Here is a 23,925-nt window from a genome sequence, read left to right as displayed (position 1 = left end):
CATGGCCACCCTCCCCCTGGCTCCGGGCGAAACCATCGGGATTCTCGGCGGCGGACAGCTGGGCCGGATGCTGGCCCAGGCCGCCTCCCGGCTGGGCTTTGACGTGGCCATCCTGGAGCCGGCGCCGGACGCGCCGGCCGGCCGGGTCGCGGCTCACACCGTCCGCGGCGCCTATGATGATCCCCGCGCCCTGGAGGCCCTGGCCGCCGTGGCCAGCCTGGTGACCTTCGAGTTCGAGAATGTGCCCGCCGGCGCGGTCGCCCACCTGACCGCCCAGGACGTGGAAGTGGCCCCCAACGCCCGGTCTCTGGCCATCGCCCAGGACCGGGTCGAGGAGAAGAGCTTCCTCAACTCCATCGGCGTGCCCACCGTCGCCTTCGCCGCCGCCGACAGTCCGCAGAGCGCCGAGGCCGCCATGGCCCTGATCGGCGCGCCAGCCCTGATGAAGACGCGCCGCGAGGGCTATGACGGCAAGGGCCAGCGCTGGGTCGAGCACGCCGCCGAGGCCGCCGCCGTCTTCGAATCGCTGGGGGGCAAGCCGGTGATCCTCGAGGCGCCCGCTGATTTCGTCCGCGAACTGTCGGTGATCGCCGCCCGTGGCCGTGACGGGGAGCTGGCCATCTATCCCATGGCCGAGAACCATCATGAGAACGGGGTGCTGCGCCGCTCCGTGGCGCCGGCGGCCGTCACCCCGGCGCTCGCCGAACAGGCCGAGCGGATCGCGGCCCAGGTGCTGACCGGCCTGGACTATGTCGGCGTGATCGGGATCGAACTCTTCGAGCTGTCCGACGGCCGGCTGCTGGTCAACGAGATCGCGCCGCGGGTCCACAACACCGGTCACTGGACCATGGACGGCTGCGAGGTCGATCAGTTCGAACAGCACATCCGCGCCATCGCCGGTTGGCCGCTGGGCCCCACGGCGGCCATCCTGCGGGTCGAGATGCTGAACCTGCTGGGGGACGAGGCCGATGGCTGGCTGAAATATGCCGGCGAGCCGGAGACCCGCCTACACCTCTATGGCAAGCGCGACGCCAAGCCCGGCCGCAAGATGGGTCACGTGAACCGGATGAGCCCGCTCCTGCCGGAGCGGCGCTAGAGCTTGGCTCTAAGCTTCGTTCGGGATCGCCGAGAGGGCTTCTTCCAGTTCCAGGAAGCTGGGCTGGGCGCCGGAGGGGACGCTGCCGCGGCCGATTTCCACCGAGATCTGAGCGGCGTTGCCGTGCAGGTGAGCCACCAGCACTGACTGAATGATGCGGTAGTACGAGCCCTCTTCCTCGATGATCTCCTTCAGGCGGGCCGCGAAGGGACCCACCAGGCCATAGGCCAGGAACACCCCGAGGAAGGTGCCCACCAGGGCGCCGCCGATCATCGTGCCCAGGACTTCCGGCGGCTCGGTGATCGAGCCCATGGTCTTGATGACGCCGAGCACGGCGGCGACGATGCCCAGGGCGGGGAGGGCGTCGGCCAGGGCCTGCAGGGCGCCGGCGGGGGCCAGAGCCTCGTGGTGGTGCTTTTCGAGCTGCTTTTCCATGGCGTCCTCGACCTGGTGAGGGTCCTCGAGGTTCATGGTCATCATCCGCAGGGTGTCGCAGATGAAGTCGACGGCGAAGTGGTCCTTGGTCACCTTCGGGAAGCGCGAGAAGATCGAGGAGTCCTTGGGATTCTCGATGTGGCTTTCCAGGGCGATGACGCCCTTGGACTTCATGGTCTTGGTCAGCAGGAACAGCAGGGACAGGAGGTCGCGGTAGTCCGAGGCCTTCCACTTGGGGCCGGCAAACACCTTGGCCAGGCCGCCCCCCGTTCCCTTCACCACCGTCATCGAATTGGAGACCAGGAAGGCGGCGATCCCCGAACCGCCGATGGCCAGCATCTCGTGGGGGAGGGCGTGCATAATGACGGCCATGTTGCCGCCAGACCACAGGTAGCTGCCGAACACCGTGGCGAAGAGCAGCACAATGCCGATGATCTGAAACATGCGAGATGGGTCCTAGGACGAATTGTCGGGAGCATCTCCGTTAATGCTTAATGCCCGGTGAGGATTTATGGGGTTTCACCCTCCGGCGGCGCGGCGTAACAGCCGGCCATGCCCAAGTCCGCGCCTGTCGCCGTGAGCCTGCCCAAGTCGTCATTCGCGATCATTTTCGGGGTCTCCCTGGTGACCGCCATGGGCAATACCGGAATGATCTCGGTATTGCCGGCGATCGGCCGTTCCATCGGTATTCCCGACTTCCTGGTGGCCGGCGTGTTCTCGCTCTCCGCGCTGCTGTGGGCTGGGTCGTCGCCGTTCTGGGCGCGCGCTTCCGATCGGCACGGACGTAAGCCCCTGATGATCATCGGCCTGATCGGGTTCGCCGTCTCCATGGCGGCCTGCGCCGTGGTCGTCGGCGCCGGGCTGAACCACATGGCCCACTGGATGGTGATCTTCGTCCTCTTCCTGCTGGCTCGCGCCCTGTTTGGCCTGTTTGGCGCGGCGTCAAACCCGGCGACGCAAGCCTATGTCGCCGAGCACACGCCGCCCGCCGAGCGCACCACGGCGATGTCTAGCCTGGCCGGGGCGTTTGGCCTGGGCACCGTGATCGGCCCGTTCCTGGCGCCGCTGTTCATCCTGCCGTTCATCGGCCTGGCCGGACCCATGGCGATGTTCTCGGTGATCGCCCTGTCCATGCTGTTTGTGGTCTGGAAATACCTGCCCGAGAGCGCTCACATGCCGGTCCAGCCGGTGAAGATGGCGCCCACCATGGACGCCAAGGCCGACGCCGCGGGCAAGGAGACGCCGATGTGGCGGGACCCGCGCCTGAAGCCGTTCCTGATCTACGGCTTCATCGTCGCGGTCTGCCAGACCGCCCAGGGCCAGACCCTGGGATTCCTGATCATCGACAAGCTCGGCAAGTCGCCGACCGAGGCGCAGGGCTTCATCGCCATCGCCATGATGTTCGGCGCCATGGCCGGCCTGCTCTCCCAGTGGGGCATCATCCGCATGTTCGAGATGAACCCGCGCCAGCTGCTGCGCTGGGGCGTGGCCGTCGCCGCCCTAGGCAACCTGATCGTCGCCTTCCAACCCAGCTACGCCGCCGTGGTGGCGGGCTACGCCATTTCAAGTCTGGGCTTCGGCCTGGCGCGCCCCGGCTTCACGGCGGGCTCTTCGCTCGCGGTGGGCATGCACGAGCAGGCCCGGGCCGCCGGCGCCATCGCGGCGGTCAACGGCGTCAATGTGGTCCTGGCCCCGCTGTTCGTGCTGCTCTACCAGCAGGTTCACGCCGCGCCCTTCGTGCTGAACATGATCCTGATGCTGGCCATGCTCGTCTACGCCTTCAAGAACCCGCAGCTGGCCAACGCCGATCCCAAGCCCGCCACTCAGGCCGATTCGGCCATGGCGACCCTGGAGAAGAGCGACGAGGGATCGCTCTAACCCCGACCCCCGGACGCCGGGTCAGAGAATATTGGCCTCGGTCTTCAGGCGCGCGACCATGTCCAGGGACAGATAGCCGTCGGCGGTGATCCCCCGCGACTTCTGCCAGCTCCGCAGGGCGTTGCGGGTATTGACCCCCACAACCCCGTCCGGCGGGCCCGGATCGAAGCCGAGCTGGGCCAGGGCCCGCTGGGTGACGATGCGGTCGCCGATGGAAAGCGCGCTCTCATAGGGCCAGGGCTTGATCACCCCGCCCATGCCGCCGAACCGGTCGGCCAGCAGGCCGACGCCGAGCGCGTAGGTGGTGGCGTTGTTGTACTTGCGGATCACGAAGTGGTTGGGGAACAGCAGGAAGGCCGGGCCCTGCGCGCCGGTCGGCGTGATCAACATGGCCTTGGCGTCCGCATCGGCGCTGTTCCAGGGCAGGCCGTCGGTGCGGCGCACGCCGCGCTGGGCCCACCAGTCGGGAATCTCGCGCGGCCCCTCGGTCAGGCTGTAGTCGAAACCGTCGGGCACGGTGACCTCGCGGGCCCAGCTCTGGCCCCGCTGCCAGCCGCCCTTGGCGAGCAGGTTGGCCGCCGAGGCCAGGGCGTCGGGCGTGGAGCCCCAGACGTCGCGCCGGCCGTCCCCGTCGCCGTCCACCGCGGTGGCGAGGAAGCTGGTGGGGATGAACTGGGTCTGGCCCATCGCCCCGGCCCAGGAGCCGCGCAGTTGGCTGCGGAGGAACTCTCCGGACCCGATGATCCTTAGAGCGGCCATCAGTTGGTCCTCGGCGAACTGGCGGCGGCGTCCCTGGGCCGCCAGGGTCGCCATGGAGCGGATGACGTCGAAGTCGCCCATCACCGAGCCGAAGCCGGTCTCCATGGCCCAGATGGCCATCAGGATGTCGCCCGGCACGCCGTAGCGGGCCTCGATGCCGGAAAGGGTCTCGGCGATCGCCGGCTTGCGGCGGGCCGCGATGGCCACCCGGTCCTCGCTGACCACGCCCTTGATATAGTCGCCGAAGGGCTTGGCGAATTCCGGTTGGCGGGTGTCGAGGCTGTTGACCCGCGGATCGGGGATCAACCCGGCCATCTCGCGATCCAGCAGGCTGGCGGGCAGGCCCGCCTTGACCGCGCGGGTGTAGAAGTCCCGCGACCAGGCGTCGAAACTCATGTCTCCCGAGACGGTGGGCGGCGCCACCGGCGCCGGAGCCTGGGGGGTGGGGGCCGGCGGGGCGGGCGTCACCGTCGGCACAAGATTGGCCGAAGGGTCGGCGCAGCCGGCCAGGAGCAAGACGAGGAAGACGCGACGATCCATGGCCCCAACTTAGCGGTCGAAGCCGCCGTTCTCAATCACAAGCCCGTCAAGGGCGAGCGGAGGCCGGGGCCAGTTCACGCCGCGAAGCTGAGCCTGAGCGTCATGAGGCTGGTGTCCCGCAGCGGCGTCAGGTCCATGTCGGGATCCAGCAGGAGCTGCATGGACAGGCCAAACAGCAGGGCGCCGGTGATCAGGGCCGCGGCGTCGGCGTCGATGCCCGCCCGGACCACGCCCTCGGCCTGGCCTCGCAGGAAGAACGCCTCCAGCGCCTGCTCCACCTGCTTGTGGGCCGCGGCGAAGGGCGCCCGCAATTCCGAGACGTCGGCCACGGCCGCGGCCAGCACGACGAAATAGGCCCGCAGCTCGCCGTCGCGGTCGAGGGCGGACAGGAAGACCTCGACATAGGTCAGGACCGCGTCCAGGCCGTTGAGTTCTTCGATCCGGCGGTCTTCCAGCAGTCCGCCCAGGCGGCCCTGGAGCTGGTGGATGAGGGCCTCGATCAGGCCGCGCTTGGAGCCGAACCTCTGGGTGACCAGGCCGCGGCTGTACCCGGCTCGGGCGCCGATCTTCTCGAAGGTCGCCGCCCCCATGCCGTGTTCAACCACCAGCTCGGCGGCCGCCGCCAGCAACCGGCGCTCGGATTCGTCGCGGCGGGCCGCTTGGCTTCGGCGGGGTTTGATCTGCGTCAATGTCGGGACCATGTTGCGAATTCTAGAAAGTTGTTGAACAACTAACAAGTGAGCTGCGCGCGAACGACGCGGCTCCGCAAACCGGGCCTGGAAACGCGCATGACCATTCCTTCCGACATCGCTCAGACCATCATCGATCCCCGCGCCTATGCCGACGGCAAGCAGGTGGACGACGCCTTCGCCTGGCTGCGGCGAGAGGCCCCCCTGGAGCAGGCCCAGCCCGAGGGCTTCGATCCGTTCTGGGTGGTGACCCGCCATGCCGACATCCTGGAGGTCGAGCGCCAGAACGAACTGTTCCACAACGGCGACCGCTCCACCGTGCTCACCACCATCGAGGCCGACAAGAAGGTCCGCGAGATGATGGGGGGCAGCCCGCACCTGGTCCGCTCCCTGGTGCAGATGGACAACCCCGACCACATGGCCTACCGGCGCCTGACCCAGGGCTCCTTCGTGCCGCAGAACCTGCGGCCCCTGGAGGCGCGGATCCGCGAGATCGCCCGGGGCTTCATCGATCGGATGGCCGCCCATGGCGACCGCTGCGACTTCGCCCGCGACGTGGCCTTCCTCTATCCGCTGCACGTGATCATGGAGGTGATCGGGGTGCCGGAGTCCGACGAGCCGCGGATGCTGAAACTCACCCAGGAACTGTTCGGCAGCGCCGATCCGGAGTTGAGCCGCAGCGGCGGGGCGGCCCAGACCACTGACCAGGGCGTCGACTCCATCCAGTCGGTGGTGATGGACTTCATGCTGTATTTCAACGCCATCACCGAGGACCGCCGCGTGAGCCCGCGCAATGACCTGGCCAGCGTGATCGCCAACGGGACCGTCAACGGCCAGCCGCTCGGCCACCTGGAGGCGATGAGCTACTACATCATCGCCGCCACCGCTGGCCACGACACCACCTCTTCGACCACGGCCGGCGCCCTGTGGGCGCTGGCCGAGAACCCCGAGCAGTTCGCCAAGGTCAAGGCCGACCCGAGCCTGATCCCCGGCCTGATCGAGGAGTCGATCCGCTGGGTGACCCCGGTGAAGCACTTCATGCGCACGGCCACCGCCGACGCCGAGCTGGCCGGCAAGAAGATCGCCAAGGGCGACTGGATGATGCTGTCCTATCCCTCCGGAAACCGCGACGAGGCGGTGTTCGCCGACCCCTTCAAGTTTGACGTCGAGCGCAGCCCCAACAAGCACGTGGCCTTCGGATACGGCGCCCATGTCTGCCTGGGCCAGCACCTGGCGCGGATGGAGATGCGGGTGCTGTGGGAGGAGCTGTTCGCGCGCCTGGAGTCGGTTGAACTGGACGGCGCCCCACGCAACATGGCGGCCAGCTTCGTCTGCGGACCGAAGTCGGTTCCGATCCGCTTCAAGATGCATTGAGGACGCCGCGTGCCCGAGCCGTTCAAGACCTGGCAATGCCGCACTTGCGGCTACATCTATGAGGAAGAGTTCGGCGACCCCGGCGAGGGTCTGGCGCCTGGGACCCGCTGGTCGGACATCCCCGACAGCTGGATCTGCCCCCTGTGCGGGACCGCCAAGGCCGAGTTCGACATGATCGAGCTGTAGGGCGGTCGATGACCCATCCGATAAATTCCGCGTCCTCCCGGGCGACCCGCAGGGGAGACCCGGGACCCAGGGGGATTGATCGCGGCCCCTGGGTCCCGGCTCTCCGCTTCGCTGCGGCCGGGATGACGGGTCATGGTTCTGAGAGCCGAGCGCGGGCTTCATCGGCCGCGACGCTTGGATATGCCGCCCGACGTTGACTCAAGCCGAGCCGCCTCGTATATGCGCCGGCTCTTGTAGACACCCCCGGGCGAAAGCCTGGTCTTTAAGAAGATACGGTCATGAAGGTTCGAAGCTCGCTCAAGTCGCTCAAGACGCGTCACCGCGACTGCAAGCTCGTGCGCCGCAAGGGCGTCGTCTACATCATCAACAAGACCAACCCGCGCTTCAAAGCCAAGCAAGGCTAAGGCGCCGGGGTCCCGGATGCCGAAGGCGGTCGTCTGGGACGTTGGTAATGTGGTCGTGCGCTGGAATCCGCGCACGCTCTACGCTCAGATCTTTCCAGAGCCGGCCGCTTGCGACCGGTTTTTGTCGTCGGTCTGCACGATGATCTGGCACGTGAACCACGACCTGGGCGTCACCTTCGCCGAGAATCGCAAGCCGCTGATCTCCCAGTTCCCGGAATACCGCGAGCAGATCGAGGCCTGGGAGACCCGCTGGTGGGAGATGTTCTCCGGGACCATCCCTGAGACCGAGGCCGCCATCGAGGCCCTGCATGAGGCCGGCGTCCCGCAGTATGGCCTCACCAACATGTCCGACGAAACCTTCGAGGGCACCATGGCCATGAGCCCGGCCTTCGGGCGGCTGCGCGACATCGTGGTCTCCGGCCGCGAGGGCATGATCAAGCCCGACCCGCGCATCTATGCGCTCACCTGCGAACGCTTCGGCCTGGCGCCGGAGGACATCTTCTTCGTCGACGACAGCCTGGCCAATGTCACCAGCGCGCGCGCCTTCGGCATCGACACCCACCACTTCACCGATCCGGCTGAGCTGCGGCCGGCGCTGGAGGCGCGGGGCCTGCTTTAGGGTTTCGTCCTTCTCCCCCTGCGGCGGTGCGCTCCGCTCTCAGAACAATAATCTCCGTCATCCCGGACGGCCGTTAGGCCGAGCCGGGACCTAGGTGACTGGGCTGGGCTCCTGGATCCCGGCTCTCCGCTTCGCTGCGGCCGGGACGACGTGATGGGTTTGCAGGCTAGCCCATTCGATGAGGGTGCGGACGGCGGCCTCGGCCCCGGCCTGGCTCGGGCGCTTGGGGGATGTGGTCATTGGGGGAACTCCGCGGCGTTCCGCCTCAACGGATCGCCCCGGTGAAGGTTCAGAGCGGATGACAGGGGGCAGGCGCAACGCTAGTGTCCGCCGCTTTCCCGCCTCCCATACGCGAGCTCCCATGGCCGACGACGCTTCCCACGCCGACATCCTGAACCAGACGGCCCAGGGCCAGCTGAAGAGCATCATCGAGCGCATCGAGCGCCTCGAGCAGGAGAAGTCGGAGATCGCCGAGCAGATCAAGGAGGTCTTCGCCGAGGCCAAGGGCAACGGCTTCGACGTCAAGATACTGCGCAAGGTGATCCGCATCCGCAAACAGGACGCCGCCAAGCGTCAGGAAGAAGACGCCATCCTGGATCTATACCTCTCCGCGCTCGGAGTGATTTGAAGAACAGCCCGCCAGATCGGAAGGCGCAGGCCCAGCGGGCCGCGCTGAACGCTTTGCGCCGCGCCCAGCGCGCGGCCGACAAGGCGGGCGTCAAGCTCTCCGACTGGGAGGGCGAATTCCTGGAGTCCGTCACCGAGCGGGTGAAAACCTACGGCCGCGCCTTCGCCGATCCCGAAAAGGGCGGCGCGGGCGAGGCCTTCTCGGTGATGCAGCACATCAAGCTGAAAGAGATCGTCGCCAAGGCCAAGGGCGAGCCCCGATTCCCGCCCAAGCGCGGCGGCGGCTTCAAGCGGCGCGGCAAGCCTGAACCCGAAGCTGAATGACGTCGGTGATCGACGAGGACTCCCTGCCGGCCCTGGTGGCCCGGGCGCGCCGCGCGGCCCTGACCCTGAAGGCTGTGACCCACCGGCAGGGGCGGGCCAGGCACGCCCTCTATGTGGCGCTGCTGGAGGACCGCCGCCGGTCTCCGCCCTGGGGGTTTTATGTCGGCGAGACCTCCCGCGATCCCGACCTCCGCTTTGACCAGCACAAGACCGGCTACAAGGCGAGCCGCCACGTGACCCGCTTCGGCGTGCGCCTGCTCCCCGACGTGGTGGAGCACCTCAACCCGCTGCGGCGCTGGGAGGCCAAGGAGCTGGAAGCCGCCCTGGCCGAGGCGTTCCGGGACGCCGGCCTGCCCTGGGTCGAGGGCGGCCACTAGGGTCCAATAGATGCGCCCCCTCTGGGGGAGCTGGCGCGAAGCGCCTGAGGGGGACTTTGACTCTTGTTTGTGGGCGGCAGGTTTCGACTACGTCGATCCCCCTCCGTCACGGACCTGCGGTCCGCGCCACCTCCCCCCCAATCGCGCTGGCGCGCTGGGGGAGGATCTAAAGCGGCTTGGCCGCCGCCAGTGTCGCAACTCGCCGCGCCGCGATCTTGGCGGCGCGCATCAGCTCGCGGAGTTCACGCGGCTGCGGTGGCAGAATCATCGCCCTCGCCCTTGTCCAGAATCCCCTCCAGGCCCTGTTCGCGGACCTTGCGGTAGAGGGTCGAGCGGCCGATGCCGAGGCGGCGGGCCACCTCGCTCATGTGGCCGGCATAGATCTCGATGGCCAGCTGGATGAGGTCGCGCTCGATCTCCTCCAGGGTGCGCAGGTGGCCGCGGCCGTCGAGGATGCGCACCGGCGCGTCCGTCGGCATCTCGGCCATCAGCTGCTGGGCGGTGGGCAGGGTCGGCGGGGCGGCCATCAGCGCGGCCGGCGACACCGCTTCCGGCGGCGGCGCGGCGACGCCCGAGATGGCCGGGAAGTCGTAGGGCTGCAGGTAGGGGGCGTCGGCCAGGACGATGGCGCGATAGACCGCGTTCTCCAGCTGGCGGACATTGCCCGGCCAGTCGAAGGCCGTCAGGAAGGCCAGGGTCTCGGCCGAGGCGCCGGTGACCGACTTGCCCTCCTCGATATTGAAGCGGCGGATGAAGTGCTCCACCAGGGCCGGGATGTCCTCGCGACGCTCGCGCAGGGCCGGGGCCTCGATGGGGAAGACGTTCAGCCGGTAGAACAGGTCCTCGCGGAACTGGCCGTCCTTCACCGCCTGGGCGGGATCGCGGTTGGTGGCCGAGACGATGCGGACATCGACCTTCAGCGAGCGCTTGGAGCCGATGGCGTCGACCTCGCCCTCCTGCAGCACCCGCAGCAGCTTGACCTGCATGTCGAGGGGAAGCTCGCCCACCTCGTCCAGGAACAGGGTGCCGCCATTGGCCTCCTGGAACTTGCCCAGGTGCTTGTCGGTGGCGCCGGTGAAACTGCCCTTCTCGTGACCGAACAGGATGCTCTCGATCAGGTTCTCCGGGATGGCTCCGCAGTTCACCGCCACGATGGGCTTGCCGGCGCGGTCGGATGACCCGTGCACGGCGCGCGCGAGCCCTTCCTTGCCGACCCCGCTCTCGCCGGTGATCAGGATGGGAATGGAGGACTTCGCCGCCCGTTCGCCCAGCCGTTTGACCATGGTCATGGCCGGCGAATTGCCCACCATGTCGGCGAAGCTGGCGCGGCCGGTGGCGTGCTTCTTCAGCCGCTCGACCTCGCTCTTCAGCGAGCCCAGATTCAGGGCGTTGCGGATCGAGACGATGATCCGTTCCGGCGAGGCGGGCTTGACGAAGAAGTCGCAGGCGCCGGCCTGCATGGCGGCCACCACGGTGTCGATGCCGCCGGTCGCCGTAATGACGATGACGGGCTGGTTGTGACCCCGGGCCCGCATCTCTTTCAACGTATCCTGGCCGGTGATGCCGGGCATCACCAGGTCCAGCAGCACCAGGTCGGTCGCGGCCCCCGACTGCAGCCGGGCGATCGCCTGGTCGCCGTTCTCGGCGTGGACCGCGACAAAGCCCTCCCGCTCCAGGACCGCCTGGATCAGCCTGCGCTGTGTCGGGTCGTCATCGACGACTAGGACCGTCTTGGTCATTTGAAAACACCCACCAGAACCGGGCGCCGCCACATGGACGAGGCCTCTTGTTGACCCGGATTGATACAGGCCTTGGGTAAAGGACGCGTTTCGGAGTCCTGAGTCGGGGGTTAACGGCGGGGCTTTTCGGGCGGCGGGGGAATCGATCTGACGTCACGTCACCGGTTGCGGTGACAAACACCACGCGCATAGTGACGCCAGGGCCGGAAGACACGGTCGGGAGGACATCATGAAGCTTTCCAAGCTCGCCATCATCCTGGCGTTCGCCGCCACCGTCGCCGCCTGCGGGCAGAGCAAGCCGGGCAATGTGGACGCCAAGCGTCTGACCGCGGCGTCGAGCAACGGCGACTGGATGTCCATCGGCCGGACCTATGACGAGCAGCGCTTCAGCCCGCTCACCAGGATCGACACCAAGAACGTCGGGACGCTCGGCCTGGCCTGGTACCACGAGTTCGACACCGACCGTGGCCAGGAGGCGACGCCGGTGGTGGTGGACGGGGTCATGTACACCACGACCGCCTGGTCCAAGGTCTATGCCTTCGACGCCAAGACCGGGAAGCCGAAGTGGGCCTTCGATCCCAAGGTGGACGGGTCCAAGGGCTTCGACGCTTGCTGCGACGTGGTCAACCGGGGTGTCGCGGTCTGGAAGGGCCGGGTCTATTTCGGCACTCTCGACGGCCGCCTGATCGCCCTGGACGCGGCCACCGGCAAGCCGGTCTGGAGCACCCAGACCACCGACAATTCGCAGCCCTACACGATCACCGGCGCCCCTCGGATCATCAAGGACAAGGTGATGATCGGCAACGGCGGGGCCGAGTACGGCGTGCGCGGCTACCTCTCGGCCTACGATGCCGAGACGGGGAAAATGGCCTGGCGCTTCTACACCACCCCCAACGCCAAGGGTCAGCCCGATGGCGCGGCCAGCGACAAGATCATGAAGGAGAAGGCCGGGGCCACCTGGTTCGGCGACGGCTGGAAGGCCACCGGCGGCGGCGGCACGGTCTGGGATTCCATGGCCTATGACCCCGACCTGGACATCCTCTATGTCGGGGTCGGCAACGGCTCGCCCTGGAACCGGGTCAAGCGGTCGGACGACAAGGGCGACAACCTCTTCCTGTCCTCGATCCTGGCGCTCAAGCCCGACACCGGGGACTATGTCTGGCACTACCAGACGACGCCCGGCGAGAGCTGGGACTACACCGCCACCCAGCACTTGATCCTGGCCGACCTCACCGTCGGCGGCGCGCCGCGCAAGGTGATCATGCAGGCGCCGAAGAACGGCTTCTTCTACGTGCTGGACCGCGCCGACGGAAAGCTGATCTCCGCCAAGCCCTATGTGCCGATCACCTGGGCCACCGAGGTGGACCTCAAGACCGGCCGCCCCGTCGAGACCCCCGGCGCGCGCTATCAGAAGGCGCCGGCCCTGCAGTTCCCCGGGCCCCTGGGCGGCCATAACTGGCACCCGATGAGCTACAGCCCGCAGGCCGGCCTGGTCTATATCCCCGCCCAGCTCGACCCCTTCGCCTACACCAACGAGACCAACTACCAGCACCGCCAGGGCGCCTGGAACCTGGGCACAGACTTCCTGGCCAACGCCTTCCCGTCGGACAAGGCGGCGCTGGCCGGCCTGAAGTCGATGTTCAAGGGCCAGCTGATCGCCTGGGACCCGGTGGCCCAGAAGGCCCGCTGGACGGTGCAGCATCCCTATTTCTGGAACGGAGGCATCATGTCGACGGCGGGGGGCCTGGTCTTCCAGGGCGACGGTCTGGGCGAGTTCGTCGCCTATGACGCCGCCACCGGCAAGAAGCTGTGGAGCTACAAGACCGAGAACGGCGTCGTCGCGGCGCCCTCCACCTATGAGATCGATGGCGAGCAGTATGTGGCCCTGATGGTGGGCTACGGCGGCGGCGCGCCGGTCTCGGCCTCGGCGGTGCTGCGCGAGCGGCCGCGGCTGGCGGGGCGGCTGATGGTCTTCAAGCTGGGCGGCAAGGTCCAGGCCAAGCCCTACGACATCCCGGTGGTCCCTGATCTCGACCTCACCGCCGTCAGCTCGGCTGGCGACGCGAAGGCGGGCTTCGCCCTCTTCCACAACAACTGCCAAGTCTGCCACGGCCCCAGCGCCTCGGGCGCCTACCTGCCCGACCTGAAGAAGTCGCAGATGCTGCTGGCCGCCGAGAGCTGGAAGTCGGTGGTGATCGACGGCGCCCTGAAGGACCGGGGGATGGCCAGCTTCGCCCGCTTCCTGAGCCCCAAGGACGCCGAGGACATCCGCGCCTACGTCATCCTGGAGGCCCGCAACGCCCAGGCCGGCGCCGCGCCGGCCAAGGTGCAGGGGGCCAGATAAACCCCCAGGGCGCGGGATCGCCATGGCTGCGGTCCCGCGCCAGCCTGCACGCCCTGGCGGCCCATGCCTAACGCGCTCTTAGGGGCGTTCCTTCACGCGGAATTCAGCGCGGGCGGGGCATTGCGAAGGCGCCATGCAGATCGCCAGCACCCTGGCGGGCCCGTCGCCCGCCCTGCCCGACTCGGTCGCCGCCGCGGCCCTGGTGCTGCACGACCGCAGCGGCGCGCAGAGCCTCGACCAGCAGCTCGGCGCCTATCAGGACCTGGCCAGCCGCTGGCGCGCGGCGCCCGCGGGCGAGCGGCTGGGCCTGGCCAAGGCGCTCACCGAATCCCCCTTCGGCCAGCGGGTGCAGTCGACCCTCAACGCCTTCACCCGCGCCGCCTGGGCCGGGCCGCACGCCGTCCCGCCCGAGCCGCAGGCCAAGCTGCTCGGCGCCTTCGACGGGCTGTCGGCCGACGACCAGAAGATCGTCGCGGGTCTGCAGGTCGATAGCGCCGGCGCGCCCTCCTATGGCTCTCCGGCCGAATACCGCCAGCGCCTGCAGGCCGACCTCGACGCCGCCCAGCCTCGCAAGACCGACAGCGTCAGCCTGTCGCCCGAAGCCCGTGCGCATCTGGCTGGGGCCGCGTCGCCCGTGCCGCCCGCGGAGCCCGAAATCTCACCGGCCCGCGCCGCGGCGATGGCCGCCTATACCCGACTCTCGCGCTAACCTCCCAACCCCGTCGTCATCCCCGGGCTTGTCCCGGGGACCCATGATCTCCGACTTGCCGCAGGCTGTGGGGCCAATGCCGGGGATGCTTGCTGAACAACGGAGATCATGGGTGGCCGGGACAAGCCCGGCCATGACGACCGCAGGAGGGGGCTGTGGCGTTAAGCCGAGGCGGGTTCGTTCTCGCGGAAGGTCTGGAGCTGGTCCTCCAGGGCATTGGACAGCAAAGGCGCCCCTACTGACGCACCCTGTCAGCAGCCTGTGGGAGAACAGCGAGGACGAGGGAGACGACCATGATCCAGGGAAGCTGCTGCTGTGGCGCGGTGCGGTTCGAACTGACCGCTCCGCCCACCATGATGGGAACCTGCCACTGCACGCGGTGCCGCAAGGTGGGGCTCAGCACATTCGTCTTTGTCGACCGAGCGTCGTTCCACTGGGTGGCGGGCGAAGACATGGTGGCGGTCTACGCGCCCGACCCGCCCTACCAGTTTTCCCGCTGCTTCTGCCGCCGCTGCGGCACGGCCCTGGGCGAGCCGCTCTCGCCCGCGGACTCCTTCCCCATCGCCGCCAACTGCCTGGACAGCGACCCCGGCGTCAGCAACCGCTTCCATGAGTTCGTCGCCGAGAAGCCCGCCTGGTACGAGATCTGCGACGGCGCCAAGCAGTTCGAGGGCCATCCGGTTCGGGCGCCCTAGTCCCGCCTCACCCCCCGCGCTAAACCCTTGCCCATGAACGCGCCCGTGAAACTTGACGCCCTGCCCGAGTGGCAGCTCTCCGACCTCTATGCCGGGCGCGGCGACCCGAAGATCGAGGCCGACCTGGTGGCGGCCAAGGCGGCCAATGATGAGCTGGTCAAGCTGAAGGGCCGGTTCGTGCAATTGCGCTCCGATCCGCTGCACCTGGGCGAGCTGCTGGACCATGGGATCGGGCTCTATGAGAGCGCGGTGAACGGGCTGTGGGCCGTGGGCGCCTATGCGGGCCTGGCCAGTTCGGTGGCCAAGGACGACCCGGCCTGGGCCAAGTTCGAGGGCGACCTGCGCACACGGTCCTCGCAGATCGGGGCCGAGAGCCTGTTCTTCACCCTGGAGCTCAACCAGCTCGAGGACAACGAGATCGAGATGGCCTTCAAGGCCCATCCGCCGGCCGCCCGTTGGCGCTCCTGGATGCGCCGCGTGCGGCTGTCGCGGCCGCACGAGCTGTCGCCCGACCTGGAGCGTCTGCTGATCGACCGTTCGCCGGCGGTGGCCAACTGGGTGCGGCTGTATGACGAGAGCCTGGCCCGGCTGACCGCCAAGGTGGGCAAGGAGAGCCTGAGCCTGCCCGAGGTCTTGAACCGCCTGTCGGACCCCGACGTGGCGCGGCGCAAGGCGGCCGCGCAAGGGTTGGCCAAGGCCCTGGAGGAGCGCACGCCCGAGCTGGCGCTGTCCATGAACACGCTCGCCTTCGAGAAACAGGTGGAGGACCGCTGGCGGAAATATCCGACCCCGGCCGCCAGCCGCCACATCGCCAATGAGGTGGACGCCGACGCCGTCGAGGCCCTGGAGGCCGCGGTGGTGGAGGCCTATCCGCGGGTCAGCCACCGCTACTACGCGCTGAAGGCCAAGCTGATGGGCCGCAAGACGCTGGACTACTGGGACCGCAACGCGCCCCTCGATACGGCCAAGCCGCGGGCCTATGACTGGAAACAGGCCCAGGGCATGGTGCTGGAGAGCTTCTCCGACCTGGCGCCCAAGTTCGCCGACACCGCCAAGACCTTCTTCGACCAGCCCTGGATCGACGCCCGCCCCCGGGCCGGCAAGCAGTCGGGCGCCTTCAGCCATCCGGTGACCGCCGACCGCCACCCCTACGTCTTCATGAACTATATGGGCGAGCGCCGCGACGTCCTGACCCTGGCCCACGAGCTGGGCCATGCCGTCCACCAGACCCTGTGCCAGCCCCTGGGCACCCTGCTGGCCGACACGCCCCTGACGCTCGCCGAGACCGCCTCGATCTTCGGTGAGGGCCTGGTGTTCGAGCGGCTGCTGGCCGGAGCCTCCAAGGCCGAGCGGCTGGGCCTGCTGGCCGGCCAGATCGAGGACGGCATCAACACCGTGGTCCGGCAGATCGCCTTCCACCGGTTTGAAACCCAGTTCCACGCGGCGCGGGTCGAGGGCGAGCTTTCCGCCGAGCAGATCGGCGCCATCTGGCTGGAGACCATGGGCGAGAGCCTGGGGCCGGCCATCAAGCTGAACAAGGGCTACGAACACTACTGGGCCTATGTCAGCCACTTCGCCCACGCGCCGTTCTACGTCTATGCCTACGCCTTCGGGGATCTGCTGGTGCGCGGCCTGATGGAGAAGCGCCGCGAGGACCCCGCGGCCTTCGCCCCGCTCTATGAAGACCTGCTCTCGGCCGGGGGCACCCGGACCTATGTCGAGGCCCTGCGCCCCTTCGGTCTCAACCCGCGGGAAAAGGCCTTCTGGACCGCCGGCATGACCCAGATGGAGCGGCTGGTGGACGCCTTCGAGGAGCTGGTCTGATCCAACGACGAAGCTGTGCGTTCATGCGCACATGACCACGCCTGTCGTCCCGCCCGTGTCTGTCGCCCGACGGATTGAGACCCGAGCCCTGCTGATCTGGCTGGCCTGCGCCGCAGCGATCTGGGGCTTCTTCAACATCGCCAGCGAGGTGATGGAGGGCGACGCTGACATCGTCGATCAGCAGCTGCTGCTGATGCTGCGACAGCCGAGCGACCTCAGCGATCCCATCGGCCCGCGCTGGGTCGAGGAGGCGATGCGCGACATCACCGCGCTCGGCGGCTTCACCTTCCTGACCATCGCCACCATCGTCGCCGTTCTGCTGTTCAGCTTCCACGGCAAGCGCCGGCAGGCCTGGATTCTCACCGGCACGGTGCTAGCCGCCCAGGTCTCCAGCGAGGTGCTGAAGACCTTCTACGACCGGCCGCGGCCGACCCTCGTGCCGCACGGCAGCTTCGTCTACACCCAGAGCTTCCCGAGCGGCCATTCGGCCCTGTCGGCGGCGGTGTTCCTGACGCTGGCCACCCTGATCGCCAGCGTCGAGAAGCGGCCGAGTTCGAAGATCCTGATCTATGTCCTGGCGGTGCTGGTGACCGTCGGCGTCGGGTTCAGCCGGGTCTATCTGGGGGTGCACTGGCCCAGCGACGTGCTGGCGGGCTGGAGCCTGGGCGCGACCTGGGCCTTCGGCGCCTGGATCGTGCTGGAATGGATGCGCTCGCGCGACGTCAGCCGGGAGCGGGGTTAGGCCTATAGGCGATCCCCGCCCGGGCCAGGTCGGCCAGGAAGGTCTCGGTGAGCGCCACCAGGTGCAGGATGCCCGCCACCACCTCGGGCCGGTTGATCACATCGACCGGGACCGTCAGGCCTCCGCGGTCCTTCCGCACCAGGCCGCGCTGTTCCAACCGCAGCACCGCCCGGCGGGCGGTCTCGTAGGGCATGAGCAGGAACCTTCCGATCGAATAGACGCTGACCGCCTGCCGCTCCCCGTCCGGAAGCTCCCTCTCCAGGCCGGCATAGGCGACGGCGAGCGTGGGGTCATGGGTCACGTGGCTGACATTGGCCATATTGATGGTCCGCAGCACCAGGACGGCGACGACATCCAGGTCCATGACCTTGGCGCTGTGACAGGTGGCGTCGAGGAAGTAGTTCATCGCCAGGCGGATGACCTGCCGGGGCAGGCCGGGTGCGGGCGGCTGATAGTGCTCGGCGGCGGAGACGCCGAAGCGGCCGACCTCGGCGACGAAGCTCTCCGTCGCGGTCTGGGTTTCGGCGATCATGTCCAGGTTGCTCTGACGGACCACCGTCGCGCCGGGGATCACCACCCCGCCGTCGACGGTGGTGCAGACCCCGGCGTCCAGCAGCTTCTTCACCCGGCGGCGTACGTTCTCGTAGGGCAGGCCCAGGTCCTTGGCCACGGCGTAGACGCTGACGGGGATGCGCAGGGCGTCGGCGGGCACCCCCGCGACTCCGTCATAGGTATGGGCCACCGGCTCGGATGAAGCGGTGATCTCGCGCACATTGGCCCGGGTGATGGCCAGGATGGTCATGTCCGTGACGATGTCGCGGCTCATGAAGGCCGTGGCGCGACGGGCGGTGTTCACATGGTAATCACCCGCCAGACGGGAGAGCAGGCGCCGGCGGTCTGCTGTTTCAATCTTTTCGCTCATGCCGCCTCCTTTTCCACCGCCCCCGGCGGCGCCCGCAAGGTGCGCTGATTTGGTGAATTCTTCAACGGTTTTGATAACGAAGATACGCGACCTAGAGTCCTAGAACCGCCTTGGCCATGATGTTGCGCTGGATCTCGTTGGTGCCGGCATAGATCGAACCGGCCCGGTCGTTCAGGTACTTGGCCGCCACCGTCAGGCTGTGGTCGGGGCCGACGTGGCCCTGGTCGGCCGGTGGGGTGAACAGCGGCGTCGGGCCGCCCGGCGCGGTGGCGTGGGGCTGATAGGGCGCGCCATAGGCGCCGGCCGCTTCCAGAGCCAGTTCGGTGAGTTTCTGGCTGAGCTCGGTCCCAACGGTCTTCATCATCGAGGACTTGGCGCCGGGCGCGTCGCCCGAGGTGAGGTTGGCCAGGATCTGCAGCTCGACCGCCTCCAGGGCGTCGATCTCGATGGATGCGGCGGCCAGGCGCATCGCGAAGCTTCGGGTGTCGGCGAGGTGGTCCTCGGCCGCCGCCAGCTTGCGGATGCGCGCCAGGCGCGCCTTCAGGCCCGGCGCGCTGACGCCGCCGCCGCGCTCGAACTCCATCAGGTACTTGGCCACCGTCCAGCCCTCGCCGACCTTTCCCACCACGTTGGCCTTGGGCACGCGGACGTCGGTGAAGAAGACGTCGTTCTGGATGTGTTCCCCCGACAGCATCAGGATGGGGCGGACCTCGACGCCCGGCGTCGTCATGTCGATCAGCAGGAAGGTGATCCCCTGCTGTCGGATGCCCTCGCTGGAGGTCCGCACCAGGCAGAAGATCCAGTTGGCGACATTGGCGTGGGTCGTCCACAGCTTGTGGCCGTTGCAGACGAAGTCGTCGCCATCGGCCACCGCGCTCATCTGCAGGGAGGCGAGGTCGGAGCCGGAGGCCGGCTCGGAATAGCCCTGGCACCACTGGTGCTCGCCGGACAGCATCCGGGGCAGGTAGTGGGCCTTCTGCTCAGGACTGCCGTGGCCGATCAGCACCGGGCCGCACATGCCGATGCCCATGGGCGAGAGCGGCGGGGCTCCGGCCTCCGCCAACTCGCTGGCGAAGATGTAGCGCTGGGCCGCGCTCCAGCCGCAACCGCCATACTCGACGGGCCAGGCGGGCGCCGCCCAGCCGCGCCGGTGCAGGATCGCCTGCCATTCAGTGGCCAGATCGTGGGGGGCGTAGACGCTGGTCATCAGCGCGGTGGTGCGCCGCATTTCCGGTGTCAGCTCGGCGTCGAGGAAGGCCCGCACCTCGTCGCGGAAGGCCAGATCGCTCGGGCTCCAGGTCACATGCATTGGCCGCCTCCCATGGCTCTTTGTCAGGGAGGATGCACAGGTGACGGCCCGGCAACCTAGTCGCGGATCAAGAGCGCGATCAGGGCGTCGGCGTGGCGCTCGATCTCGGCCGCCTCGGACATGTCGACGCCATAGGCGTGACGCACCTCGCCGGCCAGGGTGAAGGGGGACTGGGCGGCGGCGGAGAGCATGTAGATCAGGTTGCGGATCGGCAGGCGCGGCAGGTGGCCCTGGGTCATCAGGGTTTCCAGGACGCGGGCCATGGCGCGGTGCTGCGGTCCCACGATCTGCTCGGCGATCCAGGCGACGCGGTCGGACTCGCCCATGGCCTCCTGCACCATGATGCGGGCGTGCTCCGGGTGGCGGGCGCAGTAGCGGACATAGTCGCGCACGGTGGCCTTGAACCGGGGGAGCGGCGGCTGGCCCCGCGTGGTCGCCCAGCCAGCGGCCATGTGGGCGTTCATATCGACTATCAGCCGGGCGAGCGCCGCGCGCCACAGCGTGGCCTTGTCGGAATAGTGGTAGCGGAGCGCGCTGTGCTCGACACCCGCCAGGCTCGCGATGTCGCGCATGGCCGCGCCCTCGAACCCGCGCTCGGAGAACAGCTTCAGGGCCGCATCCAGGATGGCGCCGCGGGTCTCCTCCACCGGCCGCGCGGTGCGGGCCGGGCGGCCTCTTGGGCGGGTGGCGGCGGCGGTCATCGGATGATTATTGCCCACCTGGACTAAAATAAATAGGGTCGCGGCCAACACGCGGGAGGACGCATCGAATGACCCAGGCCTGGATGGACAAGACCCTGTCCCCCGACGCCCGCGCCAAGCTGCTGATCGCGCAGCTGACCCTGGATGAGATGATCTCCCTGGTGCATGGGCCGATGCCCGCCATGGTCAATCCGCCGCCCGCCGACGCGGCCATGGGGGCGGGCTATATCCCGGGGGTCGCGCGCCTGGGCATTCCGCCGCTGAACGAAACCGACGCCAGCCTGGGCATCGCCAACCCGCGCCAGGTGCGCAAGGGCGACGGGGCCACCGGCCTGCCGTCGGGCCTGTCCCTGGCGTCGACCTGGGATCCGGAGCTGGCCTATGCGGCCGGCGTGATGGTGGGGTCCGAGGCCCGCGACAAGGGCTTCAACGTCCTGCTGGGCGGCGGCGCCAACCTGACCCGCGAACCCCGCTGCGGGCGCAATTTCGAGTACCTGGGCGAGGACCCGCTGCTGGCCGGCGTACTGGTGGGCGAAGCCATCAAGGGCGCCCAGTCCAACGACATCGTCTGCACCCTGAAGCACTTCGCCCTCAATGATCAGGAGACCTGCCGGCACGTGGTGGACGCCCGTATCGACGAGGGCGCCCTGCGGGAGAGCGACCTTCTGGCCTTCCAGATCGCCATCGAGCGCGGCGATCCCGGCTCGGTGATGTGCGCCTACAACAAGGTCAACGGCGAGTGGGCCGGCGAGAACGACTTCCTGCTGAACCAGGTGCTGAAGCGCGACTGGGGCTATGCCGGCTGGGTGATGAGCGACTGGGGCGCGGTCCACTCCACAGTCAAGGCGGTGATGGCGGGCCTGGACCAGGAGAGCGGCGAGCAACTGGACAAGCAGGTCTATTTCGGCGCGCCCCTGAAGGAGGCCGTGGAGCAGGGGGAGGTGCCCTTCGAGCGGCTCACAGACATGGTCCATCGCATCCTGCGCAGCCTGTTCGACAAGGGGGTGTTCGATAACCCGAGCGCCAAGCGCGAGACCGACTACACCGCCAACGCCAAGATCGCCCAGGCCGCCGCCGAGGCCGGGGCCGTCCTGCTGAAAAACGACGGCGTCCTGCCGCTGTCGGCGTCCATCCGCAAGATCGCGGTGATCGGAGCCCATGCCGACAAGGGCGTGATGTCCGGCGGCGGCTCGTCCCAGGTGATCCCGGTGGGCGGCCCCGGTCACGAGATCGAGGTGGCTGGCCTGGCCGGCGCCTTCGCCAAGGTCACCTATCACCCCTCGTCGCCGGTGGCGGCGATCCGCGAGATGACCCGCAACACCGCCGTGACCTTCGTCTCCGGCGAGGACCTGGCCGAGGCCGCCGCGGCGGCCAAGGACGCCGACGTCGCCATCGTCTTCGCCGACCAGTGGGCCACCGAGGCCGAGGACCTGCCCAGCCTGTCGCTGCCGGGCGGCCAGGACGCGCTGATCGCCGCCGTCGCTGCGGCCAACGCCAAGACCGTCGTGGTGCTGGAGACCGGGACCCCGGTGCTGATGCCCTGGCTCGACGAAGTCAACGCCGTGCTGGAGGCCTGGTATCCCGGCACCCGCGGCGGCGAGGCCATCGCCAACATCCTGTTCGGCGCGGTCAACCCGTCGGGCCGCCTGCCGATGAGCTTCCCGCGCGGTGTGGAGGACCTAGTGCGCCCGGAAATCCCCGGCCAGATCTTCGGCCCGCCGGTGGAGGGCGCCACCCTGCCCACCACCCGCCCCGATGTGCAGCAGCACAAGGGCCGCTTCTCGGTGGAGCATCCGGAGGGCGCCGACGTCGGCTACCGCTGGTTCGCCAAGACCGGGGCGGCCACCCTGTTTCCCTTCGGTTTCGGGCTCTGCTACACGCACTTCGAGTACGCGAAGCTGGAGGTTTCGGGCGGCGAGACGATCACCGCCAGCTTCGACGTCAAGAACGCCGGCGCCGTGGCCGGGACCGACACCCCCCAGGTCTATGCGACGGTGACCGGCTCGGACGGCAAGCCCTCCCAGCGCCTGATCGGCTGGGCCAAGGTGGCCCTGGCGCCCGGCGAAACCCGCCGCGTCACGGTGACCGCCGACGCGAGATTGTTGGCCAATTATGACGCCACCCTGCCGGGCTGGAAGATCGCGGCGGGCGCGGTCGCGGTGAGCCTCGCGACCTCTGCGGAAGCCACTATCCTGCACGGCTTGGCCGAACTCACAGCGCGGACGATGAAGCCGTAGATTTTCCGCCCTCGCGTGCGGTGTCGCGCAGGCCCAGCCAGGACCGGACGCCGGGGAGCCGCTTGAGGACCAGGGCCTCGATGAGGGCCACTACGATCAGCGAGGCGCCCAGGACCGGCAGGAACAGGCCCAGGGCCAGGATGATCAGGCCCAGGCCGGCGGTCAGCCGACCCTCGGGCAGGGGCGGGGGCGCCCCGAGGGCGCCGTCGGGACGGCGTCGCCACCAGATCACGAAACCGCTGACGCTGAGCAGGATCAGGCCCAGGGCGGCGGCCACCCCCAGCAGCTGGTTGGCCAGTCCGAACAGTTGGCCCTCATGGGCGGCGATCCCATAGCCGATCACCTGGTCGATGGGGTGCTTGGCGGCGAAGCCCTCGCGCCCCACCACCGCGCCCGTGGCGGGGTCGAGGGTCAGGGTCACCCGCTGCGGCCGGTTGGGGGTGTCCGAACGCGCGGTCCAGGCCGGCGAACCGCGCCAGCCCTTGGCCGTGGACGGCGGGGCGATGAGCACCGGCGGCGGCAGGTCCAGGGCGCGGACGGTGGCCGCCATCCGGTCCAGAGGGGCCGCCCCGTGGGCCGCGTGTTCCATGCTCTCCATCCGGGCCATGCCATCATGCTCGGCGTGGTCGGCGGCTTTCTCCGCGGCCCGGCCCTGGCTCCAATCCGGCCTGGCCTCCAAGGTACCCGTCATCCTGCGGACTTCCTTGAACCCGCCGTTCCAGACCGTGGTCCAGGGCAGGCCGGTGAGCAGCAGGAACAGGGCCAGACCGGAAATCCAGACCCCTGTCACCGCGTGCAGGTCGCGCCAGAACAGGGTCCGGCCTCGGGCGAGGCGCGGATAGAGCACCCCGGCCAGGCCCTGGGCCTGTCTGGGCCACCACAGATAGAGGCCGGTGACGATCATCACGATGGCCCAGGAGGCCGCCAGCTCCACGAGGATGGAGCCCTTGTCCCCCAGCAGCAGCTCGCCATGGATGGTCTTGTCGATCTCCATCAGCCGCCGGGCCTCCGGCAGCACCTTGAGCACGGCGTTGGTCTCCGGGTGGACGTAGACCAACACGTTTCCGGCCGCTGTGCCGAGCGTCACCCGCGCCGCGTCGTCGGCCTCGCGGCGGACCTCGTAGGCCTTGAGCCGGGAGCGGGGCACGGCGGCCAGGGCGGCGGCGGCCTGCGCCTCCGCGCTGACCGGCCGGCCGGTGAGGGTCAGGTGATCATAGGGCCGGTCCAGCCAGGCCTCCAGCTGGGGCTTGAACAGGTAGATCGACCCGGTGATCGCCAGGACCACCACGAAGGGCACACAGAACAGCCCGGCATAGAAGTGCCAGCGCCAGATGGCCCGGTGGCCGAGGATCGAGCGGCGGGCCTGCGCCTTGGCGTATGAGGTGTTCATCCTCG

The 23,925-nt window shown here is 68.7% G+C and carries 23 protein-coding genes and 1 pseudogene; 15 read left to right on the top strand and 9 right to left on the bottom strand.

From position 1 onward, the window contains the following. Nucleotide 1 precedes the first annotated feature (1 nt). Nucleotides 2-1,096 carry a 5-(carboxyamino)imidazole ribonucleotide synthase gene (locus Q7J39_RS20630; protein ID WP_304830000.1) on the top strand — a complete coding sequence of 365 codons (1,095 nt, stop codon included), beginning with the start codon at nt 2-4 and terminating at the stop codon, nt 1,094-1,096. Nucleotides 1,097-1,105: 9 nt separating this feature from the next. Here the strand turns inward: Q7J39_RS20630 and motA are convergent, their stop codons facing one another. Further along, complete coding sequence (gene motA, locus Q7J39_RS20625) at nt 1,106-1,975, bottom strand: flagellar motor stator protein MotA (RefSeq protein ID WP_304829997.1); 870 nt, start codon at nt 1,973-1,975, stop codon at nt 1,106-1,108. Nucleotides 1,976-2,083: 108 nt separating this feature from the next. Between motA and Q7J39_RS20620 the strand changes: the two genes are divergently transcribed. Next, nucleotides 2,084-3,409 carry an MFS transporter gene (locus Q7J39_RS20620; protein ID WP_304829995.1) on the top strand — a complete coding sequence of 442 codons (1,326 nt, stop codon included), beginning with the start codon at nt 2,084-2,086 and terminating at the stop codon, nt 3,407-3,409. A gap of 21 nt (nt 3,410-3,430) precedes the next feature. Here Q7J39_RS20620 and Q7J39_RS20615 read toward each other — a convergent pair whose 3' ends face one another. Together Q7J39_RS20615 and Q7J39_RS20610 are read right to left on the bottom strand one after the other, a co-directional pair. Beyond that, a complete protein-coding gene (locus Q7J39_RS20615; protein WP_304829992.1) occupies nt 3,431-4,708 on the bottom strand; it encodes a lytic murein transglycosylase in 1,278 nt (425 codons plus the stop codon). A 74-nt stretch (nt 4,709-4,782) separates the two neighbouring features. Then, complete coding sequence (locus Q7J39_RS20610; protein ID WP_304829989.1) at nt 4,783-5,409, bottom strand: TetR/AcrR family transcriptional regulator; 627 nt, start codon at nt 5,407-5,409, stop codon at nt 4,783-4,785. Between the two features lie 87 nt (nt 5,410-5,496). Between Q7J39_RS20610 and Q7J39_RS20605 the strand changes: the two genes are divergently transcribed. From Q7J39_RS20605 to Q7J39_RS20590, 4 genes are all read left to right on the top strand, one after another. After that, a complete protein-coding gene (locus tag Q7J39_RS20605; protein ID WP_304829986.1) occupies nt 5,497-6,771 on the top strand; it encodes a cytochrome P450 in 1,275 nt (424 codons plus the stop codon). A gap of 9 nt (nt 6,772-6,780) precedes the next feature. Beyond that, nucleotides 6,781-6,957 carry a rubredoxin gene (locus tag Q7J39_RS20600; RefSeq protein ID WP_304829983.1) on the top strand — a complete coding sequence of 59 codons (177 nt, stop codon included), beginning with the start codon at nt 6,781-6,783 and terminating at the stop codon, nt 6,955-6,957. 278 nt (nt 6,958-7,235) lie between these two features. Further along, on the top strand, nt 7,236-7,361 hold the full coding sequence (ykgO, locus tag Q7J39_RS20595; RefSeq protein ID WP_111456358.1) for a type B 50S ribosomal protein L36: 126 nt from the start codon (nt 7,236-7,238) through the stop codon (nt 7,359-7,361). Nucleotides 7,362-7,377: 16 nt separating this feature from the next. After that, nucleotides 7,378-7,980, top strand: a complete 603-nt coding sequence (locus Q7J39_RS20590) for an HAD family phosphatase (RefSeq protein ID WP_304829980.1) — start codon at nt 7,378-7,380, stop codon at nt 7,978-7,980. Nucleotides 7,981-8,036: 56 nt separating this feature from the next. Here the strand turns inward: Q7J39_RS20590 and Q7J39_RS20940 are convergent. Continuing rightward, nucleotides 8,037-8,125: pseudogene (locus Q7J39_RS20940) on the bottom strand (hypothetical protein); the annotation flags it as partial. Between the two features lie 216 nt (nt 8,126-8,341). On the opposite strand from Q7J39_RS20940, the gene Q7J39_RS20585 reads away from it, so the two are divergent. Genes Q7J39_RS20585 through Q7J39_RS20575 form a run of 3 tightly spaced genes read left to right on the top strand, consistent with a single transcriptional unit; the run spans nt 8,342 to nt 9,308 of the window. Beyond that, a complete protein-coding gene (locus tag Q7J39_RS20585) occupies nt 8,342-8,608 on the top strand; it encodes a DUF2312 domain-containing protein (protein ID WP_215338304.1) in 267 nt (88 codons plus the stop codon). Continuing rightward, a complete protein-coding gene (locus Q7J39_RS20580) occupies nt 8,605-8,931 on the top strand; it encodes a hypothetical protein (RefSeq protein ID WP_304829977.1) in 327 nt (108 codons plus the stop codon). The genes Q7J39_RS20585 and Q7J39_RS20580 overlap by 4 nt, the downstream gene beginning before the upstream one ends. Next, entirely contained in the window at nt 8,928-9,308 is a 381-nt protein-coding gene (locus Q7J39_RS20575; RefSeq protein ID WP_304829974.1) for a hypothetical protein, read from the top strand. The genes Q7J39_RS20580 and Q7J39_RS20575 overlap by 4 nt, the downstream gene beginning before the upstream one ends. A 242-nt stretch (nt 9,309-9,550) precedes the next feature. On the opposite strand, the gene Q7J39_RS20570 is transcribed toward Q7J39_RS20575, so the two are convergent. Beyond that, nucleotides 9,551-11,047, bottom strand: coding sequence for a sigma-54 dependent transcriptional regulator (locus Q7J39_RS20570; protein WP_304829972.1), 1,497 nt, complete (start codon nt 11,045-11,047; stop codon nt 9,551-9,553). Between the two features lie 229 nt (nt 11,048-11,276). Between Q7J39_RS20570 and Q7J39_RS20565 the strand changes: the two genes are divergently transcribed. From Q7J39_RS20565 to Q7J39_RS20545, 5 genes are all read left to right on the top strand, one after another. Continuing rightward, the gene (locus tag Q7J39_RS20565; RefSeq protein ID WP_304829969.1) at nt 11,277-13,391 is read left to right on the top strand and encodes a PQQ-dependent dehydrogenase, methanol/ethanol family; all 2,115 of its coding nucleotides are present in this window, start codon (nt 11,277-11,279) and stop codon (nt 13,389-13,391) included. Between the two features lie 133 nt (nt 13,392-13,524). Then, entirely contained in the window at nt 13,525-14,100 is a 576-nt protein-coding gene (locus tag Q7J39_RS20560) for a hypothetical protein (RefSeq protein WP_304829966.1), read from the top strand. Between the two features lie 293 nt (nt 14,101-14,393). Continuing rightward, complete coding sequence (locus tag Q7J39_RS20555) at nt 14,394-14,795, top strand: GFA family protein (protein WP_304829963.1); 402 nt, start codon at nt 14,394-14,396, stop codon at nt 14,793-14,795. Nucleotides 14,796-14,828: 33 nt separating this feature from the next. Continuing rightward, nucleotides 14,829-16,619 (top strand): M3 family oligoendopeptidase, encoded by a 1,791-nt coding sequence (locus tag Q7J39_RS20550; protein WP_304829959.1) that lies wholly within the window; start codon nt 14,829-14,831, stop codon nt 16,617-16,619. 31 nt (nt 16,620-16,650) lie between these two features. After that, on the top strand, nt 16,651-17,361 hold the full coding sequence (locus Q7J39_RS20545) for a phosphatase PAP2 family protein (RefSeq protein ID WP_304829956.1): 711 nt from the start codon (nt 16,651-16,653) through the stop codon (nt 17,359-17,361). On the opposite strand, the gene Q7J39_RS20540 is transcribed toward Q7J39_RS20545, so the two are convergent. From Q7J39_RS20540 to Q7J39_RS20530, 3 genes are all read right to left on the bottom strand, one after another. After that, on the bottom strand, nt 17,342-18,283 hold the full coding sequence (locus tag Q7J39_RS20540; protein WP_304829953.1) for a hypothetical protein: 942 nt from the start codon (nt 18,281-18,283) through the stop codon (nt 17,342-17,344). The genes Q7J39_RS20545 and Q7J39_RS20540 overlap by 20 nt on opposite strands. Before the next feature lie 91 nt (nt 18,284-18,374). Beyond that, on the bottom strand, nt 18,375-19,592 hold the full coding sequence (locus Q7J39_RS20535) for an acyl-CoA dehydrogenase family protein (protein ID WP_304829950.1): 1,218 nt from the start codon (nt 19,590-19,592) through the stop codon (nt 18,375-18,377). 56 nt (nt 19,593-19,648) lie between these two features. Further along, a complete protein-coding gene (locus Q7J39_RS20530) occupies nt 19,649-20,293 on the bottom strand; it encodes a TetR/AcrR family transcriptional regulator (protein ID WP_304829947.1) in 645 nt (214 codons plus the stop codon). A 68-nt stretch (nt 20,294-20,361) separates the two neighbouring features. Between Q7J39_RS20530 and Q7J39_RS20525 the strand changes: the two genes are divergently transcribed. Then, nucleotides 20,362-22,530 (top strand): beta-glucosidase, encoded by a 2,169-nt coding sequence (locus tag Q7J39_RS20525; RefSeq protein WP_304829944.1) that lies wholly within the window; start codon nt 20,362-20,364, stop codon nt 22,528-22,530. On the opposite strand, the gene Q7J39_RS20520 is transcribed toward Q7J39_RS20525, so the two are convergent. Next, nucleotides 22,505-23,920: a PepSY domain-containing protein gene (locus Q7J39_RS20520; protein ID WP_304829941.1), complete on the bottom strand. Its 1,416-nt coding sequence runs from the start codon at nt 23,918-23,920 to the stop codon at nt 22,505-22,507. The genes Q7J39_RS20525 and Q7J39_RS20520 overlap by 26 nt on opposite strands. Nucleotides 23,921-23,925: the final 5 nt, after the last annotated feature.

It is taken from the genome of Phenylobacterium sp., from assembly GCF_030651185.1.
Lineage (GTDB): Bacteria > Pseudomonadota > Alphaproteobacteria > Caulobacterales > Caulobacteraceae > Phenylobacterium.
This window is presented reverse-complemented; position numbering and strand designations above follow the sequence as displayed.

What these genes read in the sequence shown, in the direction of transcription:
- Q7J39_RS20560 (WP_304829966.1), top strand. Translation starts at nt 13,525, where the DNA reads ATGCAGATCGCCAGCACCCTGGCGGGCCCGTCGCCCGCCCTGCCCGAC.
- Q7J39_RS20615 (WP_304829992.1), bottom strand. Translation starts at nt 4,708, where the DNA reads ATGGATCGTCGCGTCTTCCTCGTCTTGCTCCTGGCCGGCTGCGCCGAC.
- Q7J39_RS20530 (WP_304829947.1), bottom strand. Translation starts at nt 20,293, where the DNA reads ATGACCGCCGCCGCCACCCGCCCAAGAGGCCGCCCGGCCCGCACCGCG.
- Q7J39_RS20545 (WP_304829956.1), top strand. Translation starts at nt 16,651, where the DNA reads ATGACCACGCCTGTCGTCCCGCCCGTGTCTGTCGCCCGACGGATTGAG.
- Q7J39_RS20630 (WP_304830000.1), top strand. Translation starts at nt 2, where the DNA reads ATGGCCACCCTCCCCCTGGCTCCGGGCGAAACCATCGGGATTCTCGGC.
- Q7J39_RS20585 (WP_215338304.1), top strand. Translation starts at nt 8,342, where the DNA reads ATGGCCGACGACGCTTCCCACGCCGACATCCTGAACCAGACGGCCCAG.
- Q7J39_RS20565 (WP_304829969.1), top strand. Translation starts at nt 11,277, where the DNA reads ATGAAGCTTTCCAAGCTCGCCATCATCCTGGCGTTCGCCGCCACCGTC.
- ykgO (WP_111456358.1), top strand. Translation starts at nt 7,236, where the DNA reads ATGAAGGTTCGAAGCTCGCTCAAGTCGCTCAAGACGCGTCACCGCGAC.
- Q7J39_RS20535 (WP_304829950.1), bottom strand. Translation starts at nt 19,592, where the DNA reads ATGCATGTGACCTGGAGCCCGAGCGATCTGGCCTTCCGCGACGAGGTG.
- Q7J39_RS20610 (WP_304829989.1), bottom strand. Translation starts at nt 5,409, where the DNA reads ATGGTCCCGACATTGACGCAGATCAAACCCCGCCGAAGCCAAGCGGCC.
- Q7J39_RS20605 (WP_304829986.1), top strand. Translation starts at nt 5,497, where the DNA reads ATGACCATTCCTTCCGACATCGCTCAGACCATCATCGATCCCCGCGCC.
- motA (WP_304829997.1), bottom strand. Translation starts at nt 1,975, where the DNA reads ATGTTTCAGATCATCGGCATTGTGCTGCTCTTCGCCACGGTGTTCGGC.
- Q7J39_RS20570 (WP_304829972.1), bottom strand. Translation starts at nt 11,047, where the DNA reads ATGACCAAGACGGTCCTAGTCGTCGATGACGACCCGACACAGCGCAGG.
- Q7J39_RS20575 (WP_304829974.1), top strand. Translation starts at nt 8,928, where the DNA reads ATGACGTCGGTGATCGACGAGGACTCCCTGCCGGCCCTGGTGGCCCGG.
- Q7J39_RS20525 (WP_304829944.1), top strand. Translation starts at nt 20,362, where the DNA reads ATGACCCAGGCCTGGATGGACAAGACCCTGTCCCCCGACGCCCGCGCC.
- Q7J39_RS20520 (WP_304829941.1), bottom strand. Translation starts at nt 23,920, where the DNA reads ATGAACACCTCATACGCCAAGGCGCAGGCCCGCCGCTCGATCCTCGGC.
- Q7J39_RS20590 (WP_304829980.1), top strand. Translation starts at nt 7,378, where the DNA reads ATGCCGAAGGCGGTCGTCTGGGACGTTGGTAATGTGGTCGTGCGCTGG.
- Q7J39_RS20555 (WP_304829963.1), top strand. Translation starts at nt 14,394, where the DNA reads ATGATCCAGGGAAGCTGCTGCTGTGGCGCGGTGCGGTTCGAACTGACC.
- Q7J39_RS20620 (WP_304829995.1), top strand. Translation starts at nt 2,084, where the DNA reads ATGCCCAAGTCCGCGCCTGTCGCCGTGAGCCTGCCCAAGTCGTCATTC.
- Q7J39_RS20540 (WP_304829953.1), bottom strand. Translation starts at nt 18,283, where the DNA reads ATGAGCGAAAAGATTGAAACAGCAGACCGCCGGCGCCTGCTCTCCCGT.
- Q7J39_RS20550 (WP_304829959.1), top strand. Translation starts at nt 14,829, where the DNA reads ATGAACGCGCCCGTGAAACTTGACGCCCTGCCCGAGTGGCAGCTCTCC.